Below are 20735 nucleotides of genomic sequence, written 5' to 3'. Positions count from 1 at the left end.
AGCGCATCCGCTAACCCGGGAGGCGTGGCAACACCACGGCCAGCTCGAGCCCGGGCGTCTCCTGCACGGACACCCGGGCCTGCCATCTCCGCCCGAACCGCTCCAGGGACTCGAGCGCTCTGCTCGGCAACGGCAGCTGCGTCCGAGCCCTCACGAGCAACCGCCACGCGTCCACCCCGTCCGGTGCATCCACCCACAGCTCCACCTCGGAGGCCCCGGCCCCCGACAGCAGCCGCTCCAGCGTCCGCACCAGCAGCGCCGAGCCCGTCCGCGGCATCCTCAGCAGCACCGGCCCGGGGGGCAGCTCCAGCCTCGCGGCGCCGGGCCGCCCCGGTCCAAAGGTGGCACTCAGCAACGCCCTCAAATCCTCCGCGGGAACGTCCTCGCCCGAGGGCCGCTGCTGGAGGCGGACATTCATCTCTCCCGCCGCCCGGCCCATGCGCTCGAGGTAGCGCTGCATGGACGGCGTGAGCGCGCCCGCCATGCCCTTGGTCATCATGTCGATATAGCCCTGGATCACCAGCAGCGGCGTGCGCAGGTCATGCGCCGCGCGGGACCAGGCCCGCTCCCGGTGCGCCAGCCGCTCCATCAGCCGCAGCCGCTCCAGGCGCAGCCGCTTCTGCTCGGCCCTCGCCGTGTCCTCCCGCTCCCGGCACGCCAGCAGCGCGCCGGCCAGCTCCGTCAGCCGGGCCAGGTGCTGCCGATCCGCGGGGTCCACACACGGTGTACCCAGCACCAGTGTCGTGCGCCCATGCTTCATCATCTGAAGGGGATGGGCCCGGGCCGGCACCGGCGGCGTCACGCCCGCGAGCGCCACGCACCGGCCCTCCGCGTACAGCGCGGCCCCCGGCGTCTCCGTCAGACGCACCACCGATTCCACGAGCGCAGCAAGTCCGGCCCTCGCCCCGTGGTGCAGCGCCCGCTCGGCCACGGCCGAGACTGTTCGCTCCACCTCGGAGGCGCTGACACTCCGCCCCACGCGCCACCCGCTCCAAGCACCCGCCTGCACACAGGAGGAATGGCCACGGTCGTCCCACGGCGCAACGCAGCCCTGTGTGGGAAACAAAGGCATGACGGAAGGAAAACCTTTTCCCACTCATTCCCTCCGCCACCCAACCTTTTTACTGGCCTGCGGGGATTCCCCGTCCCCAAACCCCGTATTTCCCTGTGCTTGCGCTGGCCGGGCACTTGCTATCGCTCCCGTCCGGGATGGGACGGAGCGGAATGGGGACGCTGGGATACTACTCGACGATCGCACGGCTCGCGCCGGCAGGGCTCGCCCGGGGGATGGCGCGGCGGGTCCAGGGGGTGGCGCGGCAGGCCCTCTATAAGAGGCGCGAGCGCCTCGACGAGCCGAGGCTGTTGGAGGCCTTCGGTGCCGCCACCTCGGAGGAGCTGGCCGAGCGGGTGCTGTCGGATCGCCCGGGCGCGGCCTGGTGCGAGGTGGGGCAGCGGGCCTCTGTATTGGAGGCGCTCGCGGCCCTGTCCGGTGCCAGCGAACGGGCCCTGGAGCGGGCCCGGGCCGCGCTCAGAGGAGAGTTCGACGTCTTCGGCACCCGCGTGTGCTTTGGCGAGGGCCAGCCAGTGGATTGGAGCAGGGATCCGGTGAGCGGCTACCGCTACCCGGTCGTCCCGGTGGAGCAGCTGCGGTTGGCCCAGCCGGGGGTGGATCCGAAGTTCCCCTGGGTGCTCGGCCGGTTGGATTGTCTGGTGGCGCTCGGTCAGGGGTACTGGGTGGAGCGCGACGAGGAGGCTCGCCGGGGCTTCGCACGGGCCTTCGTGACGAGGACCCTGGATTTCCTTCAGGCCAACCCGGTGGGGCAGGGGGTTCACTGGACGTGCGCCATGGAAGTGGCGCTGCGTGCGGCCAACCTGGCGCAGGCGCTGGTGATGTTCTCGGACGCACCCGAGGCGCGCAGGCCCGAGTTCCTCGTGCCGGTGCTGGAGTCGCTCTCCGAGCACACCGCCTGGGTGGAGGCACACCTGGAGGATCAGGGCGCGGTGCCCAACAACCACCTCGTCTCCAACTACGTGGGCCTGCTGGTGGCGGGCGTGCTCTTCCCGGAGCTGCCGGACGCGCCGAGGCAGGTGGCGTGCGCGGTGACGGGGCTGCGCACGCAGATGGAGGCGCAGGTGCACCCCGAGGGCACGTCCTTCGAGGGCTCCATTCCCTACCACCGGCTGTCGGTGGAGCTCTTCACCCTGGCGCTGCTGGTGGCGCATGGCCAGGGCGTGGATCTGGGCTCGCGGTACGTGGCGCGGCTGCACCGCATGTACGAGGCCTCGCACGCCTGGAGCTCCGAGCGGGGGCTGGCGCCGCAGGTGGGGGACAACGACTCGGGCCGCGTCTTCCCCTTCCAGGAGAGGGATCCCCGCGAGCAGGGCTACCTCGCGCCGCTGGGCGCCGCGCTCTTCGGTGACGCGGAGCTCGCCGAGGGGACGTTCCCGGACGAGGCCGCCTGGCTGATGGGCATGGCGGGGCTCGAATGCTTCCGGGGGCTGCCCGAGGCACCACCCGCGAGCTCCGTGAGCTTCCCCGCGGGAGGCTTCCACGTGCTGCGCGGGGTGGGCGCGGTGGTGACGGTGAGCGCGGGCACGCAGGGACAGCACGGCGTGGGCGGGCACAGCCACAACGACAAGCTCTCCTTCGAGCTGCACCTGCACGGGCGGCCCGTCATCGTGGATCCAGGCACGGGCACGTACACGCGGGATCCCCTGGTGCGCAACGCGTTCCGCTCCACGGCCGCGCACAACACGCTCGAGCTGGATGGCGTGGAGCAGGCCCCGTTGGATCCAAACCGGCTGTTCGCGCTGCCCGAGGCGGCGCGGGCCCGCGTGCAGGTGTTCCAGCCGGGCGCGGAGCTGGATCGCCTCACCGTGCGCCACGACGGCTACCGCGCGCTGTCCTCTCCCGTGGGAGTGGAGCGCACCTTCGTGCTCGACAAGCGCGAGCGTGCGCTCGGGGTGACGGACGCGCTGGTGGGGGTGGGGCTTCACGATGTGAAGGGGAGGATCCACCTTCCGGACCGCGAGGCGCGAATGAGGGCGCCAACGCCCGAGGAGCTGGCGCGGGCGCTGCGTGTCCCGGAGGCGCCGAAGGGTTTCGAGGCAATGGGTGTGGAATTGGGGCCGGCGCAGGCACCGGAGGCACTGGTGCTCTTCGCGGCGGGCCTGGAGCCACGGTTGGAGCCGTCCCGGTACTCGCCGGGGTACGGCCTCGTGGTGCCGTCGCAGGTGGTGGTGTTCCGGGTGCGGGTGTCGCCCCCGGTGTGTCTGAGGTGGGTGGTCGTCTTCAAGTGAAGACACGTGACGGGGGTGTGACGGGGGAACCCGCACGCCTTCAGGAGAGGTGAGTCAGATGCGCGTCATGGTGAGCCCGCTGCTGGAGAAGATCCGCCGGCGGGAGGCGAGGGTGGGCGTGGTGGGGATGGGCTACGTGGGTCTGCCGCTCGGGATGGCATTCGCGGAGGCCGGCTTCCCCGTGACGGGGCTCGACGTGGACACGCGGAAGGTGGACAACATCACCAAGGGGGTGAGCTACATCAAGCACATTCCCAGTGCACCGCTGGCGGAGCTGACGAGCAAGGGCAAGCTGAAGGCCACGACGGACTTCGCGAAGGCCCGCGAGATGGATTGCATCATCATCTGCGTGCCCACGCCGCTCACGGCGTCGCGTGAGCCGGACATGAGCTACATCGTCAAGACGGGCGAGGCGCTGTCGCCTCACGTCCGTCCCGGCCAGCTCTTCATCCTCGAGTCCACCACGTATCCGGGTACCACGGACGAGGTCCTCAAGCCCCTGCTGGAGAAGAGCGGCCTGAAGGCGGGCGTGGACTTCCACCTGGCCTTCAGCCCCGAGCGCGAGGATCCGGGCAACAAGAACTTCAACACCAAGACGATTCCGAAGATCGTCGGTGGCCATACCCCGGCGTGCCTCGAGGTGGCGCAGGCGCTCTACTCGAGCGCGCTGAAGGAGACGGTGGCGGTGTCCTCCACCCGCGTGGCCGAGCTGGCCAAGCTGCTGGAGAACATCTACCGCTGCGTCAACATCGCCATGGTCAACGAGATGAAGATGCTCTGCGACCGGATGAACATCGACGTGTGGGAGGTCATCAACGCGGCGGCCACCAAGCCCTTCGGCTTCCAGGCCTTCTACCCGGGCCCGGGCCTCGGCGGTCACTGCATCCCGATCGATCCCTTCTACCTGACGTGGAAGGCGCGCGAGTACGAGTTCCACACCAAGTTCATCGAGCTGGCCGGCGAGGTGAACACGCAGATGCCGTACTACGTGGTGACTCGCACCATGGAGGCGCTCAACAAGACGAAGAAGACGCTCAATGGCGCGAAGGTGCTGTGCCTCGGCGCGGCGTACAAGAAGGACATCGACGACATGCGCGAGAGCCCGAGCCTCCGCATCATCACGCTGCTCAAGGAGAAGGGCGCCGAGGTCGACTACCACGACCCGTACGTGCCCCGCCTCGAGGAGGGCCACGGCTTCCACTACACCATGCAGTCGGTGCCGCTGAGCCCGGAGACGCTCGCCCAGTACGACGCGGTCGTCATCCTCACGGACCACTCGAGCATCGACTACAACATGGTGGTGAAGCAGTCGCAGTGCGTGGTGGACACGCGCAACGCCTGCAAGAACGTGGGCCCGGGCCGCGAGAAGGTCACCAAGGCCTAGTCACACAGGCGTGAAGGCGGACCGGCCCGGTTGCCGTTTCCGCCCGAACGCCGGAGGCCCCGCTGCGGCGCCGTGAGGGGGGGCGCCGGGGCGGGGCCTCCTCTTTTTCATGGACGCCGCGTGCCGGGGGGCGCGCCGCCCTCGGGGAGCGCCAGGTCCTCGGACGCGTAGTACGCGAGGACCTGCTGCCGGTACTCGGGCCGCGAGTACACGTCCGGACGGGGCCGCTCGATGACGTCCACCAGGACGCCCGCGGTCTCCTCGCCGGACTGCGCGCCGGGAATCCTGCGCGAGTCCATGCCACCGCCGAGCGCGTTCACGCCGAACTCCGTGGCCACCACACCGGGCAGGAAGGTGGTGACGTGGCTGTCCGGGTAGCGCTCGCGCAGCTCCTGGCGCAGGTTGGCCGTCAGCGCGTTGAGCGCGTGCTTGGCCGCGTTGTAGGCCGAGCGCACCGGGACGTACGGCACCCGCCCCAGCATGGACGAGACGTTGATGATGTGCCCCCGTCCTCGCGCCTCCGAGCTCGCCCCGGTGATCACCACCACTTTGTCGTCCATCAACGCCTCCAGAGGTTTCCCTGCTCGCGGTGCTCTCTATCCCCGCGGGCCTGGAGCGTCCAGGCGAGCGATTCCAGGGGGTTCTTCACTCGCCGTTCAGCCGCGGAGCATGCCGGCTGGAGCGGGCTCGGCTAGAGTCGGGGCGTGCGAACCCGAAACTGGACAGTCCTTCCCCTGCTCGCCGCCTCCGTCCTGCTCACCGCCGCCGCGCCCGCTCCGGACGCGCGCGTGACGCTGCTGGACGCCATGGCGGAGGAGCTCCAACGCAACCAGAAGCAGCTCAAGCTGCAGAACCACGAGCCCCCGTACTTCATGAGCTATCAGCTCAAGGAGGGCGAGCAGGCCGGCATCGTCGCCCGGTACGGGGCGATCTTCCTGGATGACACGTACCGAGATCGCAAGCTGTACGTGGACGTGCGGGTGGGCTCGTACGACTTCGACAACTCGGGACCCGAGGAGTACGACTTCTTCGGCGGCGGCAAGGGCTCCAGCTACATCGCCAACAAGGACGCGCCCGTGGACGACTCGCCCCTGGCGCTGCGCACCGCGCTGTGGCTGGTGACGGACGAGAAGTACAAGGCCGCGCTCTCGCAGTTCCTCAAGAAGAAGGCGGACAACGTCTACGCGGTGGAGGAGCCGAACCAGACGGCGTCCTTCTCCAAGGAGAAGCCGGTCACGTACGTGCAGCCGGCGGTGGCCTTCCCCTTCGACCACGACCGGTGGGTCCGTGTGGCGCGCGAGGTGTCGGCGCGCTTCAAGGCGCACCCCGAGATTTTCGACTCGGAGGTGCGGGTGACGGCGGACAGGGTGAGGCGCTTGTTCGTGTCGAGCGAGGGCAGCCGCATCGTGACGGAAGAGACGATGTACGGGCTGCACGTGATGGCGGTGACGCGCGCCGAGGACGGGCAGCTGCTGGACAACTCGCGCAACTACTACTCGCCCACCGAGGCGGGGCTGCCGGACGACAAGAAGCTGGCCGAGGCCACCCGCAAGGTGATCGAGGAGCTGCTGGCGCTGCGCAAGGCCCCGGCGATCGATCCGTACACGGGGCCGGCGATCCTCGCGGCGGAGGCGGCGGGGGTGCTGTTCCACGAGACGATGGGCCACCGGCTGGAGGGGGACAGGCAGGATGGGGAAGGGGAGGGGAAGACGTTCCGGGGCCAGGTGGGCAAGCAGGTGCTGCCGCCGTTCATCACGCTGGTGGATGACCCGACGGTGCGGACGCTGCGGGACGAGCCGCTCAACGGCTTCTACGAGTACGACGAGGAGGGCGTGAAGGGACTGCGGACGGTGCTGGTGGAGAAGGGCGTGCTGAAGGGCTACCTGCTGTCGAGGCGGCCGGTGGAGGGATTCCTGCAGTCGAACGGGCACGGGCGCAGCCAGGGGACGCGCAAGCCGGTGGCGCGCATGGCGAACCTGATCGTCGAGTCGTCGAAGCAGCTGGACGACGCGGAGCTGAAGAAGCAGCTGATCGCCGAGGCGAAGCGTCAGGGCAAGCCGTACGGGCTCATCATCCGGGACATCACGGGCGGCAACACGAACACGTCGAGCTACGGCTACCAGGCGTTCAAGGGCGTGCCGCGGATGGTGTACCGGGTGGACGTGAAGACGGGGCAGGAGTCGCTGGTGCGCGGGGTGGAGATCGTGGGGACGCCGCTGTCGTCGATCAACCGGATCATGGCGACGGGCCGCAAGCAGGGCATCTTCAACGGCTACTGCGGAGCGGAGAGCGGGAACGTGCCGGTGTCCACGGTGGCCCCGGCCCTGCTGCTACAGGAGATCGAGCTGCAGCGCGCGGTGGAGGGCAAGGACCGGCCCCCCATCCTGCTCAGCCCCACGGAGGGCACCACCGCCAGCGATGAAGTGAAGTAGGGGCCCAGGGGCTCCCGGGCAGCCGGCCCGTCCCACCCGCGGGAACCGGAAGCAGAGGAGCCCTTGTCTGCTTGCTCCCCTGCTTCCGGATTGCCCTCTCCGCTCGCATCCTCCTGCGCAGTCCAAAAGAGGGGGTTCGAGATGTCGATTCGTCTGATGTGGTGCGGTGTTCTCGTCATTGGCGCGGCGCTCTGGGGCACGGGCTGCGCTCCCGCCGCCGAGGCCCAGCAGGAGGTAGGGACCCAGCAACAGCATGCCGAGGGAGATTTCTGCGGAGGGTTTGCCGGCACCCCTTGTCCCGAGGGCTATGCCTGCATCGACGATCCCACCGACAGCTGTGACCCGGACCAGGGCGGCGCCGATTGTGCGGGCACCTGTCAGAGGGAGACCCCCGCCGCCTGCACGGGCCAGGAACCGGGCCTCAAGTACGTCTCCCGCGACCCCGCCCAGTGTGCCCTCATCCGCTACACCTGCAAGGAGGGCTACGTCCCATTCTCCAACGAGTGTGGTTGTGGCTGCCAGAGGCTGCCGCCGGCCTGTGACTACAACGACCCGGACCGCACGTACGTCTCGAGAGACCCGGACGCGTGCGCCGCCATCACCTTCATCTGCGAGGGGAACACGCAGGGGTTCTTCGATCAGTGCGGCTGCGGCTGCGAGGTCATTCCGTAGCGCGCCCCGGGTCTGACAACACGACCGGCGCGGCCGCCAGCAAGGGCCGCCGCGCCGGAGTCCCTCGGAGCCGGCCGGTCAGCCCTGGGCGGTGAGCACCTCGCGGCCCTCCCGTGTCACCAGGACGGTGTGCTCGAACTGGGCGGAGAGGCTCCCGTCCTGCGTCACCACCGTCCACTTGTCCGGCAGTATCCGGATGCCGGGGCGCCCGAGGTTCACCATGGGCTCGATGGTGAGGACCATGCCCGCGCGCAGGGTGATGCCCGTTCCCCGCCGGCCCACGTGGGACACATGGGGCGGCTGGTGCACACCGCCGCGGGAAAGCCGTGGTAGCCCAGTTGGCTCGGCGTGCCTCCGCGCCTCGCCGTGTCCTCCCGCACCCACGCGTCGATGTCCGCCGTGGTGATGCCGGGGGCCAGCCGTGCCGCGACGTACGCCAGTGTCCCCGCCGCCGCCCGCCCCGCGAGGCGCAGCCGCTCGACCTCGGTTCCCTTCAGCAATGGAATCCCCATGCACGGCAAGGTGGCACCCGGGCCTTCGGAGCGTCCAATGCTGTTTCGGTATGGTGTACGGGCGCCGGGGCGTGCGTTAATCTTCAGGGCGTGAGTCTCACGCACATCCAGTCCTTCGTCGCCGTGGCCGAGGAGCGCAACGTGGGGCGCGCCGCGCGCCGGCTCCACCTCACCCAGCCGCCGCTCAGCCGCCACATCCTCGCGCTCGAGGACGAGCTCGGCACCCGGCTGTTCGAGCGCACGCCCAGCGGCATGCGCCTGCTGCCGGCGGGCGAGGCCTTCCTCCAGCACGCGCGCCGCATCCTCGCCGAGGTGGACGCCGCGGTGCACACCGTGCGGGATGTCGCGGCGCGCGAGCAGGACGCCTAGTCGAGCGTCCTCGCGACCCTCGCGGCGTCACTTCCTCGGGGAGAAGACGACGATGGAGCTGGGCGTCACCAGCAGGTCGTCCTTGTCCGTCGGTTCGTCCTTGCTGGGCCGGGGGAGGATCTCCGTGCTCCACCGGTCTGGCACCAGCCCACACAGCTCCTTGAGCTGTCCCACCTTCGTGGGGGCGCGGGCGGTCACCGCGTGGATCTCCGAGGCGCCGAGGCTGTCCCGGATGTCCACCCAGATCTTCATCACGTCGGACGCCAGGATCTCCGCCACGGGGACCTTGCCGGCGACCACGGGGAACCAGACCGCGGGGGAGAAGACGTGCAGCTCCAGGAGCTGGATGCCCGAGCGGGGATGGTCCGTGAAGTATTGGCGGATGCCCGCCAGCGTCTGGACGAACGGGTGCAGGGGGTTCCACAGGCGGTATTGCCCCGAGGCCACCGGCCCGAGGTGCACCTGGTGGAATCCCGCCGCGTCGGCCAACCGCAGGGCCTCGGCCACCGCGGGCACGATGATGCCCAGGTCCCGGCTGTCCTTGGGGTCTCCGGGGTGGGGGGGAGGCGGTGGGTCGGTCTGGGGGAGGCGGGCCGCGACGGCGAAGATGGGCGTATCGCCGTAGCGGTAGCTCAGCGAGTGCTCGGGGCGGGTGGGCCTCCACTGGCTGGGGTCCCTGTGGGGGATGTGCTTCGCCTGCACCGCTCCCTCCAGGAGATGATTCCCCTGCCGGCCGAGGTCCGGGCTGTTGTCCAGGTTCCTGCCGCTGCTGACGATGACGCACGCGCCCCGGCCCGGAGCGGGAACGGGCAGCGGGGCATACCGCAGCCGGAGCCTCCGGGACTCTCCGACGGGAGGGTACGCGAACTCCGGGGCCGGCTTGTTCGGGCGGTCGGTGGATGGCCTGTCCATGCCATCCGTCAGGCGGAAGCCCAGCTCGTCGGGAAGCCACGCGACGGGCCTGGCGCCGGCCGCCGGAGGACTCCTGCGTTCCCAGACGGTGTCCGTCAGGCGGCCGAGCAGGTCCTTCAGGTCGTCGTAGTTCTCGTAGAGCACAGGGGTGATCCCCAGGCGCGTCTGGAAGAACCGCTCATCGGGTGGCGCCTTCTTTCCGTTCTTGAATTCCTCCCGGGCGAACAGCGCGAAGTGGGGGTAGGGGCCGGGCCCGTAGTGGTGGGCAATCTCTCCAAAGAGATTGATGAGGTAGTCCTCGAGGATGCCGGAGCCCAGGAAGAGCAACGAGCGCCGGGAGAAGACCTCGGCGAAGGCCCGGCGGAAGTGGGGCTGGGCGTTGATGGCCCGCTGGTACTGCTGATGGCCCGCGACCACCTCACCCGCCAGCAGGCGGCGGCGTGGCTCGTCGAGGATGAGCTCCGCGTCGAGCGTCTCGGGCCGCTCGGCCTGCCCGCCCAGGAAGCCTTGCAGGGCCCAGAGGATGGGCCGTGTCGGTGCATCCAGCGAGCGGAGGACCTTGTGGCAGTCCTCGACGCTTCGGCCGAGCACCTCGGGTACATCCGTCTCGTCCCGCTTCGCCGTCAGCGAGGCCGTGCCCACACGCTCCGGGCCCGCCAGCACGGCGGGGCGGGATTGCCGCATCCGGCTCACCACATACAGGTCGTCGTAGTTGGTGGTCAGCACCAGCGGCCAGTAGCACCGGGCGAGCGCCTGCGTCTGGGGCGGAATGGCGCAGGTGCCCGGGGCCGAGCCGCTCGCGTTGAGCGCCTTGCGAAACGCCTCGGCGCGGAGGTCCGCGTCCAGGGAGCCCAGTCCCATCACCGCCTTGTCCGCCAACCGGTACAGCTCCGCGGTCTCCGGGGCCCGGTCCGTCTTGCCGTCGAGGTAGTGCTGGATGTTCTCGGGCAGCGCGACGCCGCCTTCCCGGGCCAATCCCACGAGCAGCTTCAGCCAGCCCGTACAGACGGGAATGCTCATTCCCGAGCCGATGAATGGCACGAGCAGGCCCCGCCGGTAGGTGCTGGCGAGGTGCGGCAGGATGTCATCGAACTCCACGAGTCCCCCTTCATGAAGACGCCTGGGCGGCGTCCGCAGTCTGGTGGGGAACCGGGCATCACTCAAGGAGATGGGGCATGAGCTCGTCACACGCTCCACCAATAGGACCATTTGACGAGCAAGGCGTCGTTGGCGGGCCCCGAGAGGAGATTGCCGGGCAGGAGGGTCGCGGGCGGCGTGACGCCCTTGGGGTAGGGGCCCTCGTGCTGCGAGCGGCTGTAGACGAGGAACAGGGTGGAGCCCAGCCCGTACTCCCAGCGCAGCACCAGGTTCAGATTCAGCGCCGCGTCGTGGAAGCCGGGAGGGCCCACATAGCTGGTGGGCACCAGATCCCTGTCCACCCGGATGGTCGTGCCACGGGGGCGGGCCTCGTAGAAGGTGCCATAGCGGCCGAAATCCGTGAAGAGCTGCGCGTAGGCCTGGAGCGTCAGCCTCGGGGTGACCACCCACTGTTGCCGCAGGGTGATCGAGGCGAACTCCGAGCGCAGATCTCCGAAGAAGTACTGCTCCGCCTCTCCGGGCTCCAGGTAGCGAGGCCCGTGTACGGTGCGGTCCACGTTGAGGCTCAGCCGCGTCTCCAGCCAGTCATTGGGCCGGAAGATGGCGCTCACGGTGGAGCCGTAACCCAGCTTCACGCTGCCATCCATCTGCTTGTTGAAGCCAACGGCCGCGAAGGTGTTCACGAAGAAGGACTTGCTCTCGTCCGTGTTCCACAGGAGCGCCAGGTAGAGCTCCGGCCGGCGGTAGAAGCCGAGGCCCGTCCCGGAGATCTCCCGCACGTCATACCCGAGCGAGGTGAAGCCCAGCTCGGTACCCAGGGTGTGCCAGCCAGGGAAGACGCCGCGGACGTTGAGGACCGCCGACCCGTTGCGCGGGAGGAGGCGCTCATCCGTGGTCCACGACTGCGACGCGGTGAAGTCCGCGTCGAAGCGGTGGAGCACGCCCACGCCATTGGGCCGCGTGTAGTGCAGTCCCAGTCCGGCGATCTGCTGGTTCTGGCTGCGGAGGAACCCCACCGCGTTGAGATCCAGGGTGGGTGAGGCGTAGCGGTAGTTGACGTCGAAGCGGAATGGCTCGCCGCCCAGCTTCCCGGCGGCGACGTAGCCGCCGAAGCCGCCCGCCCCTCGCTCCAGCACGACGCCGTCTCGCAGCGTTCGCGAGGGGGGCCCGCCGACCACCTGGGAGCCCTCCAGCTGCCCCTGGATCGCCCAGGTGCCGTCCGCCGTGTGGAGATCCCAGTCCACCGCTGCGGCGTTGCCGCCCTGGGCGGAGCAGGAGGGCGGCGGGACGGGCAGGGCGGCCTCCGCCTCGGTGCAACGGCGGGTGAGGGGCACCGCCGAGCTGACGCGCGCCCCCACGGTGGAGTTGGCACCGACCGCGCCGCGCACCACGCCCACGAAGTAGTTCTCCGGCACCGGCAGGGTGGCGGGCAACTCGTGGTCCGGGCCCAGGTGCAGCGGCCGTGTCAGATTGAACCGGAGGCCGCGGTCCGGCCGCGCCTCGTCCGTGTTGTTGCGTTGCGCGCCCGCCACGAGCACGTCCAGGAAGCCCACGTCCAGCCCCTTGCCCACCGTCCCCGTCAGCTTCGCCGCTCCCAGGATGGGCGCGTCCAGGCCGATCCGTCTCGAGTAGAAGAGCTGGTGCGGCGAATCCGTGCCCAGCACGGGCTGGAACAGATCCATCCCCTGGGTGAAGAAGGGCCGCTTCTCCGGGAAGTACTGCTCGAAGGTGGAGAGATTGAGGATGATCTGATCCGCCTCCACCTGTCCGAAGTCCGGGTTGATGGTGGCGTTGAGCGTCAGCTCGGAGGTGAGCGCGGCCTTCACGTCCACCCCCAGATCCGCGGAGGGAACCCACAGGCGTGGCTCGGGGCGGGTGGCATCGGAGAACTGCGGCCGCAGCACCATGCGGGTCGCGGCGTAGGGCGTGAGCTCCAGACGCCCCGTATTCTGGAGTTGCTCCAGCCCGGTGAGGTGGCCCAGCCGGGACACCCTGCCGTTGGCGTCACGAGGGATGAAGACCGAGAGGTTCTCCTCGAAGAGCCGGGCGATGGTGCGCTGGGCGGCGAAGCCCCACGTCTGCACCGGGGCGGACGGGTAACGGAGGATCCGCAAGGGGATGATGAGCTCCGCCGTCCAGCCGTCGGGGGCCATGGCGGCGGCGCCGTCCCAGACGGCATCCCATTCCTGCGTCTCCTTGATGTCCTGGAACAGGAGCGAGTCCGCCTGCACCCCGCCCGCGGTCACCTTGAAGACATAGCCGGTGCGATGGTCATGCGCGGAGTCGATGATGACCTGGATGGCGTCCGAGTAGGGCGGTTGATCCCTCCGCCCCAGGTTGCGGATGATCTCCTCCGGCCGCGAGTCCTGGAGGTGGAAGCCAAAGTAGACATTGTTCTCGTCGTACAAGACACGCATCTGCGTGCGTTGGGACGGAGCGGCATTGGCCTTGGGGAAGGTCTGCACGAAGGCGTCGAACACCGGCGCCTGCTGCCAGGCGGGCTCGTCCAACTTCCCATCCGCCCGGATCTGCGCCGTGGTGCGAGTGGCCTGGATGAGCTGCCCCACCCCAGGCCCCTCCACCGCCGCCAGCGCGGGCAATGCCACCCACGCCGCCATCATTGCCGCGAGCCTTGACACGGTCCTGTTTCCTTCCCTGGGTATCCAACGCGTCAGGATGCTTCGATGCCGAGTTTCGGACGGCGCCCCGCCATGAGCAGGCGCAAGCCAATGATCGCGACCGCCAGCAGCGGCAGGCCGTGGAACAGCGCCACCACTCCCGCCGGGTGCATCCACTCGAAGAATGGCGCGGAGATCAGCATGCCAATTCCAAACCCCACCATCTGCATGAGGGTGAGCAGGCTGAAGATGGGCAGCCGGAGCTCGTCACTCGTCCGCTGGGCGCGGGACACCAGCGCCACCTCGGCCAGCCCGTCACCCAACCCGGCCAACGCCGCGAAGGTCAGGAGCAGCGGCAGGCCGTCCTGGCGGAAGCAGAGGATGAAGCCGGCGGACATCATCACCACCCCGGCGAAGAACATCCGCTCCAACCAGGGCTCCGGCCGGGGAGCGCGCCGGCCGAGGCCGCTGGCCAGACGGGCCCCGGCGAACTTGCCAACGGCCCAGCAGGCCAGCAGGAAACCCATCACCCGGGCGGCGCCCTGTGCATCGATCAGTTTGGCGAGCACCGGGAAGCCGACGTTGTGGGCGGCGCTCCCCAACGTATCGAACAGCGTCACCAGCAGCATGGAGGCCAGGACTGGCAGCGCCCGCAGGCCCACGCGCAGCTGCCGCCACTCGTCCAGATAGCTGCTGCCTCCGCTACTCCGGCTGGCCGCCGCGCTCCCTTCACTTCGCAGCGGAAGGATGAGCAGCCCCGCCACCAGGTAGGTCAGCACATTGATGGCGAAGACCGCCTGATAGCTGGCCAGGGCGATGAGCAGACCGGAGGCCAGACTGCCCAGCACCATGCCCAGCGACGACATGGACGTCAGCCAGGCGTTCACCCGCATGAGCAGCTCCTGCCGCACCAGCCCTGGCAACTGGCTGTTGAGGCCAATGGAGAACAGCGCGTTGCACAGCCCCAGTGCCAGGGCGATGAACGGCAGCACGGGCACATGCAGCTCCGAGGGCAGCAGGAGCAACAGGCCAATGGCGCCGGCACGGATGACGTCGAGCACCACGAGCGGGGCGCGGCCGGGGAATCGGCGGAAGAAGACGGTGCCCATCAGGCTGGCCGCGATGCCACCGCTGACGCGGCATGCCAGGAATATCCCCACCATGATGGCATTGCGGCTCTGCAGGTAGACGTAGGTGGACAGGGCCACCATGTTGAGGAAGGCCCCCACGTCGGAGACGAAGCGGGCCGAGACCAGCAGCACCGCGTTGGAGGCCGGCGGAGCGGCGCCGGTGGAGTCAGGCGCCAACTTCCACCTCCACCGCGACCTGCGCCCGGATCTGCTCATCGATGCGATGGATGTCGGCCACCGAGTTGCCCTTGAACCAGGCATCCACCACGAACACCTCCTCGTAGTCACCCCCCACGCGGTCTCCAGGCCTGGCATAGCCGGCGATGTCCACCATGCCAGGAATGGCGGACGCCTGCTCCAACCCGGTGATGCGCCGGAGCACGCCACCCCGGCGGGGGTAGAGGGCCATCATGCCGTACAGGCCCTCGGGCTTCTGGACGACAGGTTTGTCGACCGGCTGGCCCACCGTCTGACGGATGAAGGTGTCCGCGTAGTCGACGTTCGCGAGCGTCTTGAAGCTGTCGCTCACCCGCATGCCTCCGATGCGCGGGTTGACCTCGATGACGCTCGGACGCCCCTGGCTGTCGTAGCGCAGCTCGACGTGGCAGAAGCAGTTCTTCAATCCCAGACTGCGGATGACGTCGACGGTGTAGTCCCGGACGCGCTGTTGCATGGTCTCGTCCAGCCGCACGGGCGGGGTGACCAGCAGATTCTCGTAGGAGCAGTAGGCCTCCTGCGTGACGTCGAGCTTGTCATGGATGAGGACCGGGTAGGCCGTGTCCTCGGTACAGAGGAACTCCACGCTGAGCTCCCAACCGTCGATGGCCTCCTCCACCAGCACCTGGGACAAGGGATCGAAGCGCCGCGTGCCATGCCGGGGGTCCTGGTACTCATGGGCCGCGAAGAAGTGCGCGTAGTAGCCCTTGCGGACGTTCTCCAGGTAGTGCCGGAGCACCTCGCGCGCCTGCTGCAGCGTGGTGCAGCGGGAGATGAAGCTGGAGCCCACACCGACGAGGGGCTTGATGATCAGCGGGAAGCCCACCGTGCGCACCGCTTCCTCGAGCTCCGCGTCGTTGCCGGCCAGCGCATGGCGGATGGTATAGACCCCCGCCTGCTGCAGGGTCTGGCGCATCAGGTACTTGTTGTTGGCCCGCAGCAGGGCCTCCGGGTTGTTGTGGGGCAGGCCATGCTGGCGTGCCAGTTCCGCGACCTGCATGCCCAACAGCCCCTGGCCCGTGAAGAAGCCGAGGATGGTGTTGATGCCCACGATGTGGCGTGTGCTGGCCAGCTGCTCGTAGAGGGCACTCAGGTTGGCGGATGACCAGTCATCGGTCCGGATCAGCTCGAACGGTTGATCCTTGACCAGATGCTCGGGGATCGTCGTCGGCGCCACGACCACCACCGCGAAGCCCATCTCCACCGCTCGGCGGGCGACCGCGCAGGTCGAATAAAAGGAGAACTTCTCCAGAAGGAGGATTGTCGGTTGGGACATGTGAGTCTCTCGCTGAAGCGCTGCCCGGCCACGCCGCCCATCCCTCTCGGGCGGCGGGTGGCCAGGAGCCGGGCGTTCAATCAGTAGGGCAGGTAGGTGTCGTTGCCGTCGAGGTAACGGGACACGATGTAGCCGTTCTCGTCCACCTCATGGAGCGCGGGCAGGCTCTTCTTGCCGGAGAACGCCAGGAAGCGCTCGGCCTTGTAGGGCGAGGTCCTGCGGATGTACCGCTTGCCGTCGATCTCCTCGTAGTCCAGCGTCATGCCTGGCGCCACGCGGTGCTTGCCCACGGGCGTGACATAGACGTAGGGCACCGCGTACGTCCCCGAGAACTCGGCCAGCTGCGCCAGGATGTCCAACCCCCGCTGCACGCTGGTCCGCATGTGATAGGTGCCAATCACATCCATGCAGTGGAACAGGTAGTAGGGCACGATGCCAATGGCCAGGAAGTGATCCAGCAGGTTCTTCAGGGTGGCGACGTCGTCGTTGATTCCCTTCATCAGCACCATCTGGCCGCGCACCGTGACGCCCCGTTTGGTGAACTGCTGCACCGCGCGGATCACCTCCGGCTGCAGCTCGTCGGCATGATTGATGGAGACACCGATGGAGATGTTCTTCGAGGCCAGCGGCTTCTCGGGATCGACCCGGTTGTAGCTGGCGATGCGCTCGGCCAGCTCGGTGGTGATCCTGTCCGGCTGGAACAGGATGTGCCGGCTGCCGATGCGAATCTTGGTGATGTGCGGAATCGACGAGAGCTGCTCCAGGATCTTGTACACCAGCGCGGGTTTGGCCAGGGGATCGCCGCCGGTGATCAACGCCGTCGTGATGCGCGGATCCGCGCGGATGTACTCCAACGCCGCATCGATGTTCTCCTCCGGCATCACCTTGTTGTCACCGGCGAGGGTGCGGGTCTTCTTGAAACAGTACCGGCAGTAGGAGGCGCAGCCGAAATAGGGGGTGATGACGGCGCGATCCTCGTAGATGCGCTCCAGGCCATAGATGCCGGAGTTGTCCTTGCCTTCTTCGAAAGGCTGTTCCTTGCCGAAGTCCATCAACTCATAGAAGCTCGGCTCGAACTGCTTGCGCACCGCGTCGGACTGCTCCATCAGGTTCTTGATGTAGCGCGTGGTGGCATAGCGGAAACGGGACTTCACCTCGTCGACCATCTCGGCATGGCTCGACTCGGGAATGCTGGACAGGGTCTCGGGGGTGAACTTCGCGGGCGCAGTCACTTGGTGCCTCCTTGTCTGGGCTTGGGCAACACTGGCTGCGGTATACGAAATGGGACTGACGTAACCCGATGACGGGGCGGCCGGGCCCGTGTAGGTCTCCGATAAGGGATTGAATTTCCTGGTGGGGGGCTGGGTTGCCTGACGCACCATGTCGGGCGCACAAACGAGAACGGCCGCGCCCGGATGGACCGAGCGCGGCCGGTGATGTCGAGGTCAGCGCGTGGGCTCAGCGGCTCTGGCAGGCCAGCTCGGCGGTGAAGCTGAGCGTGTGGCCGTTGCCCGTCATGCCGCGCTCAGGGGCCGGCGGGGGCGGCCACGGGAGCGGGCGGCTCGGCGTCTCCGAGCGCGACGAGGCCTTCCTGGTCCACCTCGAGGACGTGGAGGAACGGCAGCAGGCTGTTGCGCTCGTCCGTCCACCGCCTCCGAGGGGCCTTGATGAAGGCCACCCGCTGGGCCCGATTGCCCGCGCGCGTGAAGGTCTCTCCCCGGCCGAAGCTCCCCTCCTGGTCGAGCAACACCCAGAGGCTGCTGCGCGCGTCTTCCTTCGCCTCCGTGGACACCATGGTGGCATGCAGGCCAGTGGCCCACGCGTGCGCCACGGCGATGGGCAGCAGATCCAGGTGCAGGTTGCTGATGTGCAGCGCCAGCACGCCACCGGGGGCCAGGTGCCGCCGGTAGGTGTCCACCGCCTCCTCGGTGAGCAGGTGCACCGGGACGGAGTCCGAGCTGAAGACATCCACCGCGAGCACGTCGAAGCCTTGCGCCTGGCCGCGCGCCAGCTCCTGCTCGAGCAGGATGCGCGCGTCTCCCTCCACCACCTCCACCCGGGCCGGTGTGTCGCTCAGATAGGTGAAGTAGCCGCCCATCCCCTTGGCCAGGGAGATGATCTGCGGGTCGATCTCATAGAAGCGCAGGGTGTCTCCGGCGCGCGCCAGCGCGGCCGTGGTCCCCACGCCCAGGCCCAGCACTCCCACGCGCAGCACGGGTGGCTGCCCCGCGAGCTCCTTGAGCCGCCGCTGCTCGGTGAGGGCCAGCCCCAGCCCGCTCTCGGGCGTGTAATAGGTCGTGGGCCGCATGCGCCGCTCCGGCCGCGTGTACTGGAAGCCGTGGAGGATGTCCCCGTGGCGCAGCGAGAAGTTGTGCGCCTCCTTGTCCCGGCCCATCGGCTCCGTCACGCGCACCACGCCGAAGAAGCCGCGCCAGGAGCCGACCACGTGACGCTCTTCCGACACCGCCAGGCCGAGCGCGCCGGCCACGAGGATGAGCAGCAGGGCCGGTACGTACCGGAGGGTGGCTCGGGCCACCGTCTCGTCCGGGGCGCGCCGCAGCAGCAGGAGCGCCGCCAGGACACAGCAGAGGCCCAGCGTGAGGGGGTACTCCAGGTAGGTGTTGAAGACGTGAGGGGCCACCAGGTGCACGAGCCCCGCGCCGAGCACGCCCCCCGCGGACACCCACAGGTAGAAGGCGCCGAGCAGGCGCGGCGAGGGCCGCAGCCGGTACAGCTCCCCGTGGCACAGCAGGGCCCCGGAGAAGAGGGCCGTCGCGTGGATGAGCAGCTGCACGACCAGGGACACCTGCACGCCCGCGTAGGCCATGCGGGTCACCCCGCCCACCGCCAGCAACAGCAGCAGCGAGGTGACGAGGCGCGAGTAGAGCGCCTCGCGCTCGAAGGCGATGATGAAGGTGACGAGGTACAGCGCCAGCGGCAGCACCCAGACGAAGGGCCCCGCCGACACGTTCTGCGAGAGCTGATTCGTCGTGGCCAGCAGCAGCACCGAGGCGCATGCGCTCAGTCCCAGCCAGGCCAGGGGGAGTGCCACGCCCGCGGACTCCGCCGGGGCCTGCTCCCGGGCCACCTGCGCGGGGGCTTCCTCGTGGCGCAGCACGCCCATGGCGCACGCCGCGCTGCCGATGGCGAAGAGGAGGAAGCCCGCCCCCCACGCCCACGCCTGCGCTCCCCGGCCCAGCCAGGGCTCGACGAGCAGTGGATAGGCCAGCAGCGCCAGCAGGGAGCCCGTATTGGAGAGGGCGTAGAGCCGGTAGGGCGAGGCGTCCGGCCGCAGGCGGCTGAACCAGCTCTGCAGCAGCGGCGCGGAGGTGGACAGCGTGAAGAAGGGCAGCCCCAGGGTGGCCGCGAGCATGGCCAGCAGCCGCCCGGTGGAGATGCCATCCGCCGCCGGACGCCACTCGAGCCCGGGTGCCACGGGTGAGCCCACCAGCACCGCGCGGCCGAGCAGCACCAGCACCGTCAATCCCAGCAGTGCCAGGTGGACGCGCGCCTGCCGCTTCGGGGGCAACCAGCGGATGCTGGCATACGAGTAGGCGTACCCTCCCAGGAGCATCGCCTGGAAGAAGAGCATGCACGTGGTCCACACCGCCGGCGTTCCGCCGAACCAGGGCAGCGAGTACTTCCCCGCCAGCGGTTGCACGCCGAAGAGCAGGAAGGCGCTGAGGAAGAGGGTGACGGCGTATCGGAGCATGGGGGGGTCGTCCTCGTGCGCAGCATATCCCGCGCGAGGGACGGCTTCGCCCCCGTGCTCGGCCGCTTGCTTCTGGAAGGGGTGGCTCAGCCCGTCACGCGGCGGCGGAACGTCTCGTCGAACTCTGCCAGCGATGGGTAGGCGATGGGCTGCGTCGTGGCCAGGGTCCGCAGCCGCTGCGCGTAGGACTCCAGGTACGCCGCGCGCTGCTCCGCGCTCACCCGCGCCGCCGCGAAGCTGATGTGGGGCGGCAGCACGTCGAAGCCGCAGAAGCGCAGGACGCCGGAGTTGATGGGGTAGAGCTGCATCAGGATGTCGCCGCTCAGGCCCTCGGGGCTGAAATAGGTCTCCCCTCCGCCCGTGGTCAGCGACAGCATGGCCCGCTTGCCCCGGAAGACTCCGCGGTCGTGCCAGCGGCCCCCTCCATAGGCGAACCCCGACGCGAGGACACGATCCACCCAGCCCTTGAGGATGGCCGGCATGGAGAACCACCACAGCGGGAACTGGAAGATGAGCACGTCGCACGTGCTCACCTTGTCCATCTCCGCCTGGACGTCGGGCGCGAAGCCGTGGTTCGCCACGGCGTGCGCCTCCTCCGCCTGCTGCTTGTAGAGGTCCGGGTTGGCGACCGTGGTGAAGTTGCGGCGGTCCGAGACGGGGTTCCACCCCATGGCATACAGGTCGGAGACCTGGACCTGGTGCCCCTCCGCCTGGAGGACCTGCTGGGCGTGACGGGTGAGGGCTCCGTTGAAGCTCTGGGGCTCGGGGTGGGCGTGGACGATGAAGACGTTCATGGCGCCGCGAGTCTATCCCCGCGGCGCCGGGAGCGGGGAGGGTTCACGCCCGGCCCGCGGCCTGCCTGCCCCGGCGCGAGAGCGCGTCGATGGACGCGGCCACCAGCAGTACACCCCCCGTCACCATGAACTTCACCGAGGCCGAGAGCGCCAACAGGTCCATGCCGTTGGAGATGGAGCCGATCACCAGCGCGCCGAGCGAGGAGGGCGATCTTCTTCTCCGCCCCGGGCGCTCCGGCGCTGGCCCCCTCGGGTTTCTTGTCCCGGTTGCAGGCCGAGGCCAGGAGCACCGCCAGCACGAGCAGCGGGA

15 protein-coding genes and 1 pseudogene are annotated in these 20735 nt (G+C 69.0%); 5 read left to right on the top strand and 11 right to left on the bottom strand.

Going from position 1 to position 20735, the window contains the following annotated elements; all coding sequences use genetic code 11:
• Positions 1 to 10 precede the first annotated feature (10 nt).
• Positions 11 to 979, bottom strand: a complete 969-nt coding sequence (locus tag VFZ09_RS37855) for a histidine kinase dimerization/phospho-acceptor domain-containing protein (protein WP_329732644.1) — start codon at positions 977 to 979, stop codon at positions 11 to 13.
• A gap of 245 nt (positions 980 to 1224) precedes the next feature.
• On the opposite strand from VFZ09_RS37855, the gene VFZ09_RS37850 reads away from it, so the two are divergent.
• Positions 1225 to 3300, top strand: coding sequence for an alginate lyase family protein (locus VFZ09_RS37850; protein ID WP_329732643.1), 2076 nt, complete (start codon positions 1225 to 1227; stop codon positions 3298 to 3300).
• Between the two features lie 58 nt (positions 3301 to 3358).
• Positions 3359 to 4684, top strand: coding sequence for a nucleotide sugar dehydrogenase (locus VFZ09_RS37845; RefSeq protein ID WP_329732642.1), 1326 nt, complete (start codon positions 3359 to 3361; stop codon positions 4682 to 4684).
• A gap of 107 nt (positions 4685 to 4791) precedes the next feature.
• Here the strand turns inward: VFZ09_RS37845 and VFZ09_RS37840 are convergent, their stop codons facing one another.
• Positions 4792 to 5244, bottom strand: coding sequence for an SDR family NAD(P)-dependent oxidoreductase (locus VFZ09_RS37840; RefSeq protein ID WP_329732641.1), 453 nt, complete (start codon positions 5242 to 5244; stop codon positions 4792 to 4794).
• Positions 5245 to 5388: 144 nt separating this feature from the next.
• Between VFZ09_RS37840 and VFZ09_RS37835 the strand changes: the two genes are divergently transcribed.
• Together VFZ09_RS37835 and VFZ09_RS37830 are read left to right on the top strand one after the other, a co-directional pair.
• Positions 5389 to 7116 carry a TldD/PmbA family protein gene (locus VFZ09_RS37835; protein WP_329732640.1) on the top strand — a complete coding sequence of 576 codons (1728 nt, stop codon included), beginning with the start codon at positions 5389 to 5391 and terminating at the stop codon, positions 7114 to 7116.
• 141 nt (positions 7117 to 7257) lie between these two features.
• Complete coding sequence (locus VFZ09_RS37830) at positions 7258 to 7788, top strand: hypothetical protein (RefSeq protein ID WP_329732639.1); 531 nt, start codon at positions 7258 to 7260, stop codon at positions 7786 to 7788.
• Between the two features lie 78 nt (positions 7789 to 7866).
• On the opposite strand, the pseudogene VFZ09_RS37825 reads toward VFZ09_RS37830, so the two are convergent.
• A pseudogene (locus tag VFZ09_RS37825) lies at positions 7867 to 8300 on the bottom strand (M24 family metallopeptidase).
• Positions 8301 to 8390: 90 nt separating this feature from the next.
• On the opposite strand from VFZ09_RS37825, the gene VFZ09_RS37820 reads away from it, so the two are divergent.
• Complete coding sequence (locus VFZ09_RS37820; RefSeq protein WP_329732638.1) at positions 8391 to 8669, top strand: LysR family transcriptional regulator; 279 nt, start codon at positions 8391 to 8393, stop codon at positions 8667 to 8669.
• Between the two features lie 27 nt (positions 8670 to 8696).
• Here VFZ09_RS37820 and VFZ09_RS37815 read toward each other — a convergent pair whose 3' ends face one another.
• The 8 genes from VFZ09_RS37815 to VFZ09_RS37780 form a co-directional block, all read right to left on the bottom strand.
• Complete coding sequence (locus VFZ09_RS37815; protein WP_329732637.1) at positions 8697 to 10679, bottom strand: SIR2 family protein; 1983 nt, start codon at positions 10677 to 10679, stop codon at positions 8697 to 8699.
• A gap of 86 nt (positions 10680 to 10765) precedes the next feature.
• Positions 10766 to 13318: a DUF5916 domain-containing protein gene (locus VFZ09_RS37810; protein WP_329732636.1), complete on the bottom strand. Its 2553-nt coding sequence runs from the start codon at positions 13316 to 13318 to the stop codon at positions 10766 to 10768.
• Positions 13319 to 13350: 32 nt separating this feature from the next.
• Positions 13351 to 14604: an MFS transporter gene (locus VFZ09_RS37805; protein WP_329732635.1), complete on the bottom strand. Its 1254-nt coding sequence runs from the start codon at positions 14602 to 14604 to the stop codon at positions 13351 to 13353.
• Positions 14594 to 15919, bottom strand: coding sequence for an ATP-grasp domain-containing protein (locus tag VFZ09_RS37800; protein WP_329732634.1), 1326 nt, complete (start codon positions 15917 to 15919; stop codon positions 14594 to 14596). Before VFZ09_RS37800 ends, VFZ09_RS37805 begins: the two co-directional genes overlap by 11 nt.
• 80 nt (positions 15920 to 15999) lie before the next feature.
• The gene (locus VFZ09_RS37795; RefSeq protein ID WP_329732633.1) at positions 16000 to 17151 is read right to left on the bottom strand and encodes a KamA family radical SAM protein; all 1152 of its coding nucleotides are present in this window, start codon (positions 17149 to 17151) and stop codon (positions 16000 to 16002) included.
• 293 nt (positions 17152 to 17444) lie between these two features.
• Positions 17445 to 19631 (bottom strand): fused MFS/spermidine synthase, encoded by a 2187-nt coding sequence (locus VFZ09_RS37790; protein WP_329732632.1) that lies wholly within the window; start codon positions 19629 to 19631, stop codon positions 17445 to 17447.
• An 86-nt stretch (positions 19632 to 19717) separates the two neighbouring features.
• Entirely contained in the window at positions 19718 to 20425 is a 708-nt protein-coding gene (locus VFZ09_RS37785; RefSeq protein WP_329732631.1) for an NAD(P)H-dependent oxidoreductase, read from the bottom strand.
• A gap of 43 nt (positions 20426 to 20468) precedes the next feature.
• Positions 20469 to 20612 (bottom strand): hypothetical protein, encoded by a 144-nt coding sequence (locus tag VFZ09_RS37780; RefSeq protein WP_329732630.1) that lies wholly within the window; start codon positions 20610 to 20612, stop codon positions 20469 to 20471.
• Positions 20613 to 20735: the final 123 nt, after the last annotated feature.

Origin of the sequence: Archangium sp., from assembly GCF_036277355.1 — a bacterium.
Lineage (GTDB): Bacteria > Myxococcota > Myxococcia > Myxococcales > Myxococcaceae > Archangium.
The sequence above is the reverse complement of the archived record's forward strand: the minus strand, read 5'-3'. Positions and strand labels throughout refer to the sequence as shown.

What these genes read in the sequence shown, in the direction of transcription:
- VFZ09_RS37850 (WP_329732643.1), top strand. Translation starts at nt 1,225, where the DNA reads ATGGGGACGCTGGGATACTACTCGACGATCGCACGGCTCGCGCCGGCA.
- VFZ09_RS37845 (WP_329732642.1), top strand. Translation starts at nt 3,359, where the DNA reads ATGCGCGTCATGGTGAGCCCGCTGCTGGAGAAGATCCGCCGGCGGGAG.
- VFZ09_RS37840 (WP_329732641.1), bottom strand. Translation starts at nt 5,244, where the DNA reads ATGGACGACAAAGTGGTGGTGATCACCGGGGCGAGCTCGGAGGCGCGA.
- VFZ09_RS37830 (WP_329732639.1), top strand. Translation starts at nt 7,258, where the DNA reads ATGTCGATTCGTCTGATGTGGTGCGGTGTTCTCGTCATTGGCGCGGCG.
- VFZ09_RS37800 (WP_329732634.1), bottom strand. Translation starts at nt 15,919, where the DNA reads ATGTCCCAACCGACAATCCTCCTTCTGGAGAAGTTCTCCTTTTATTCG.
- VFZ09_RS37790 (WP_329732632.1), bottom strand. Translation starts at nt 19,631, where the DNA reads ATGCTCCGATACGCCGTCACCCTCTTCCTCAGCGCCTTCCTGCTCTTC.
- VFZ09_RS37785 (WP_329732631.1), bottom strand. Translation starts at nt 20,425, where the DNA reads ATGAACGTCTTCATCGTCCACGCCCACCCCGAGCCCCAGAGCTTCAAC.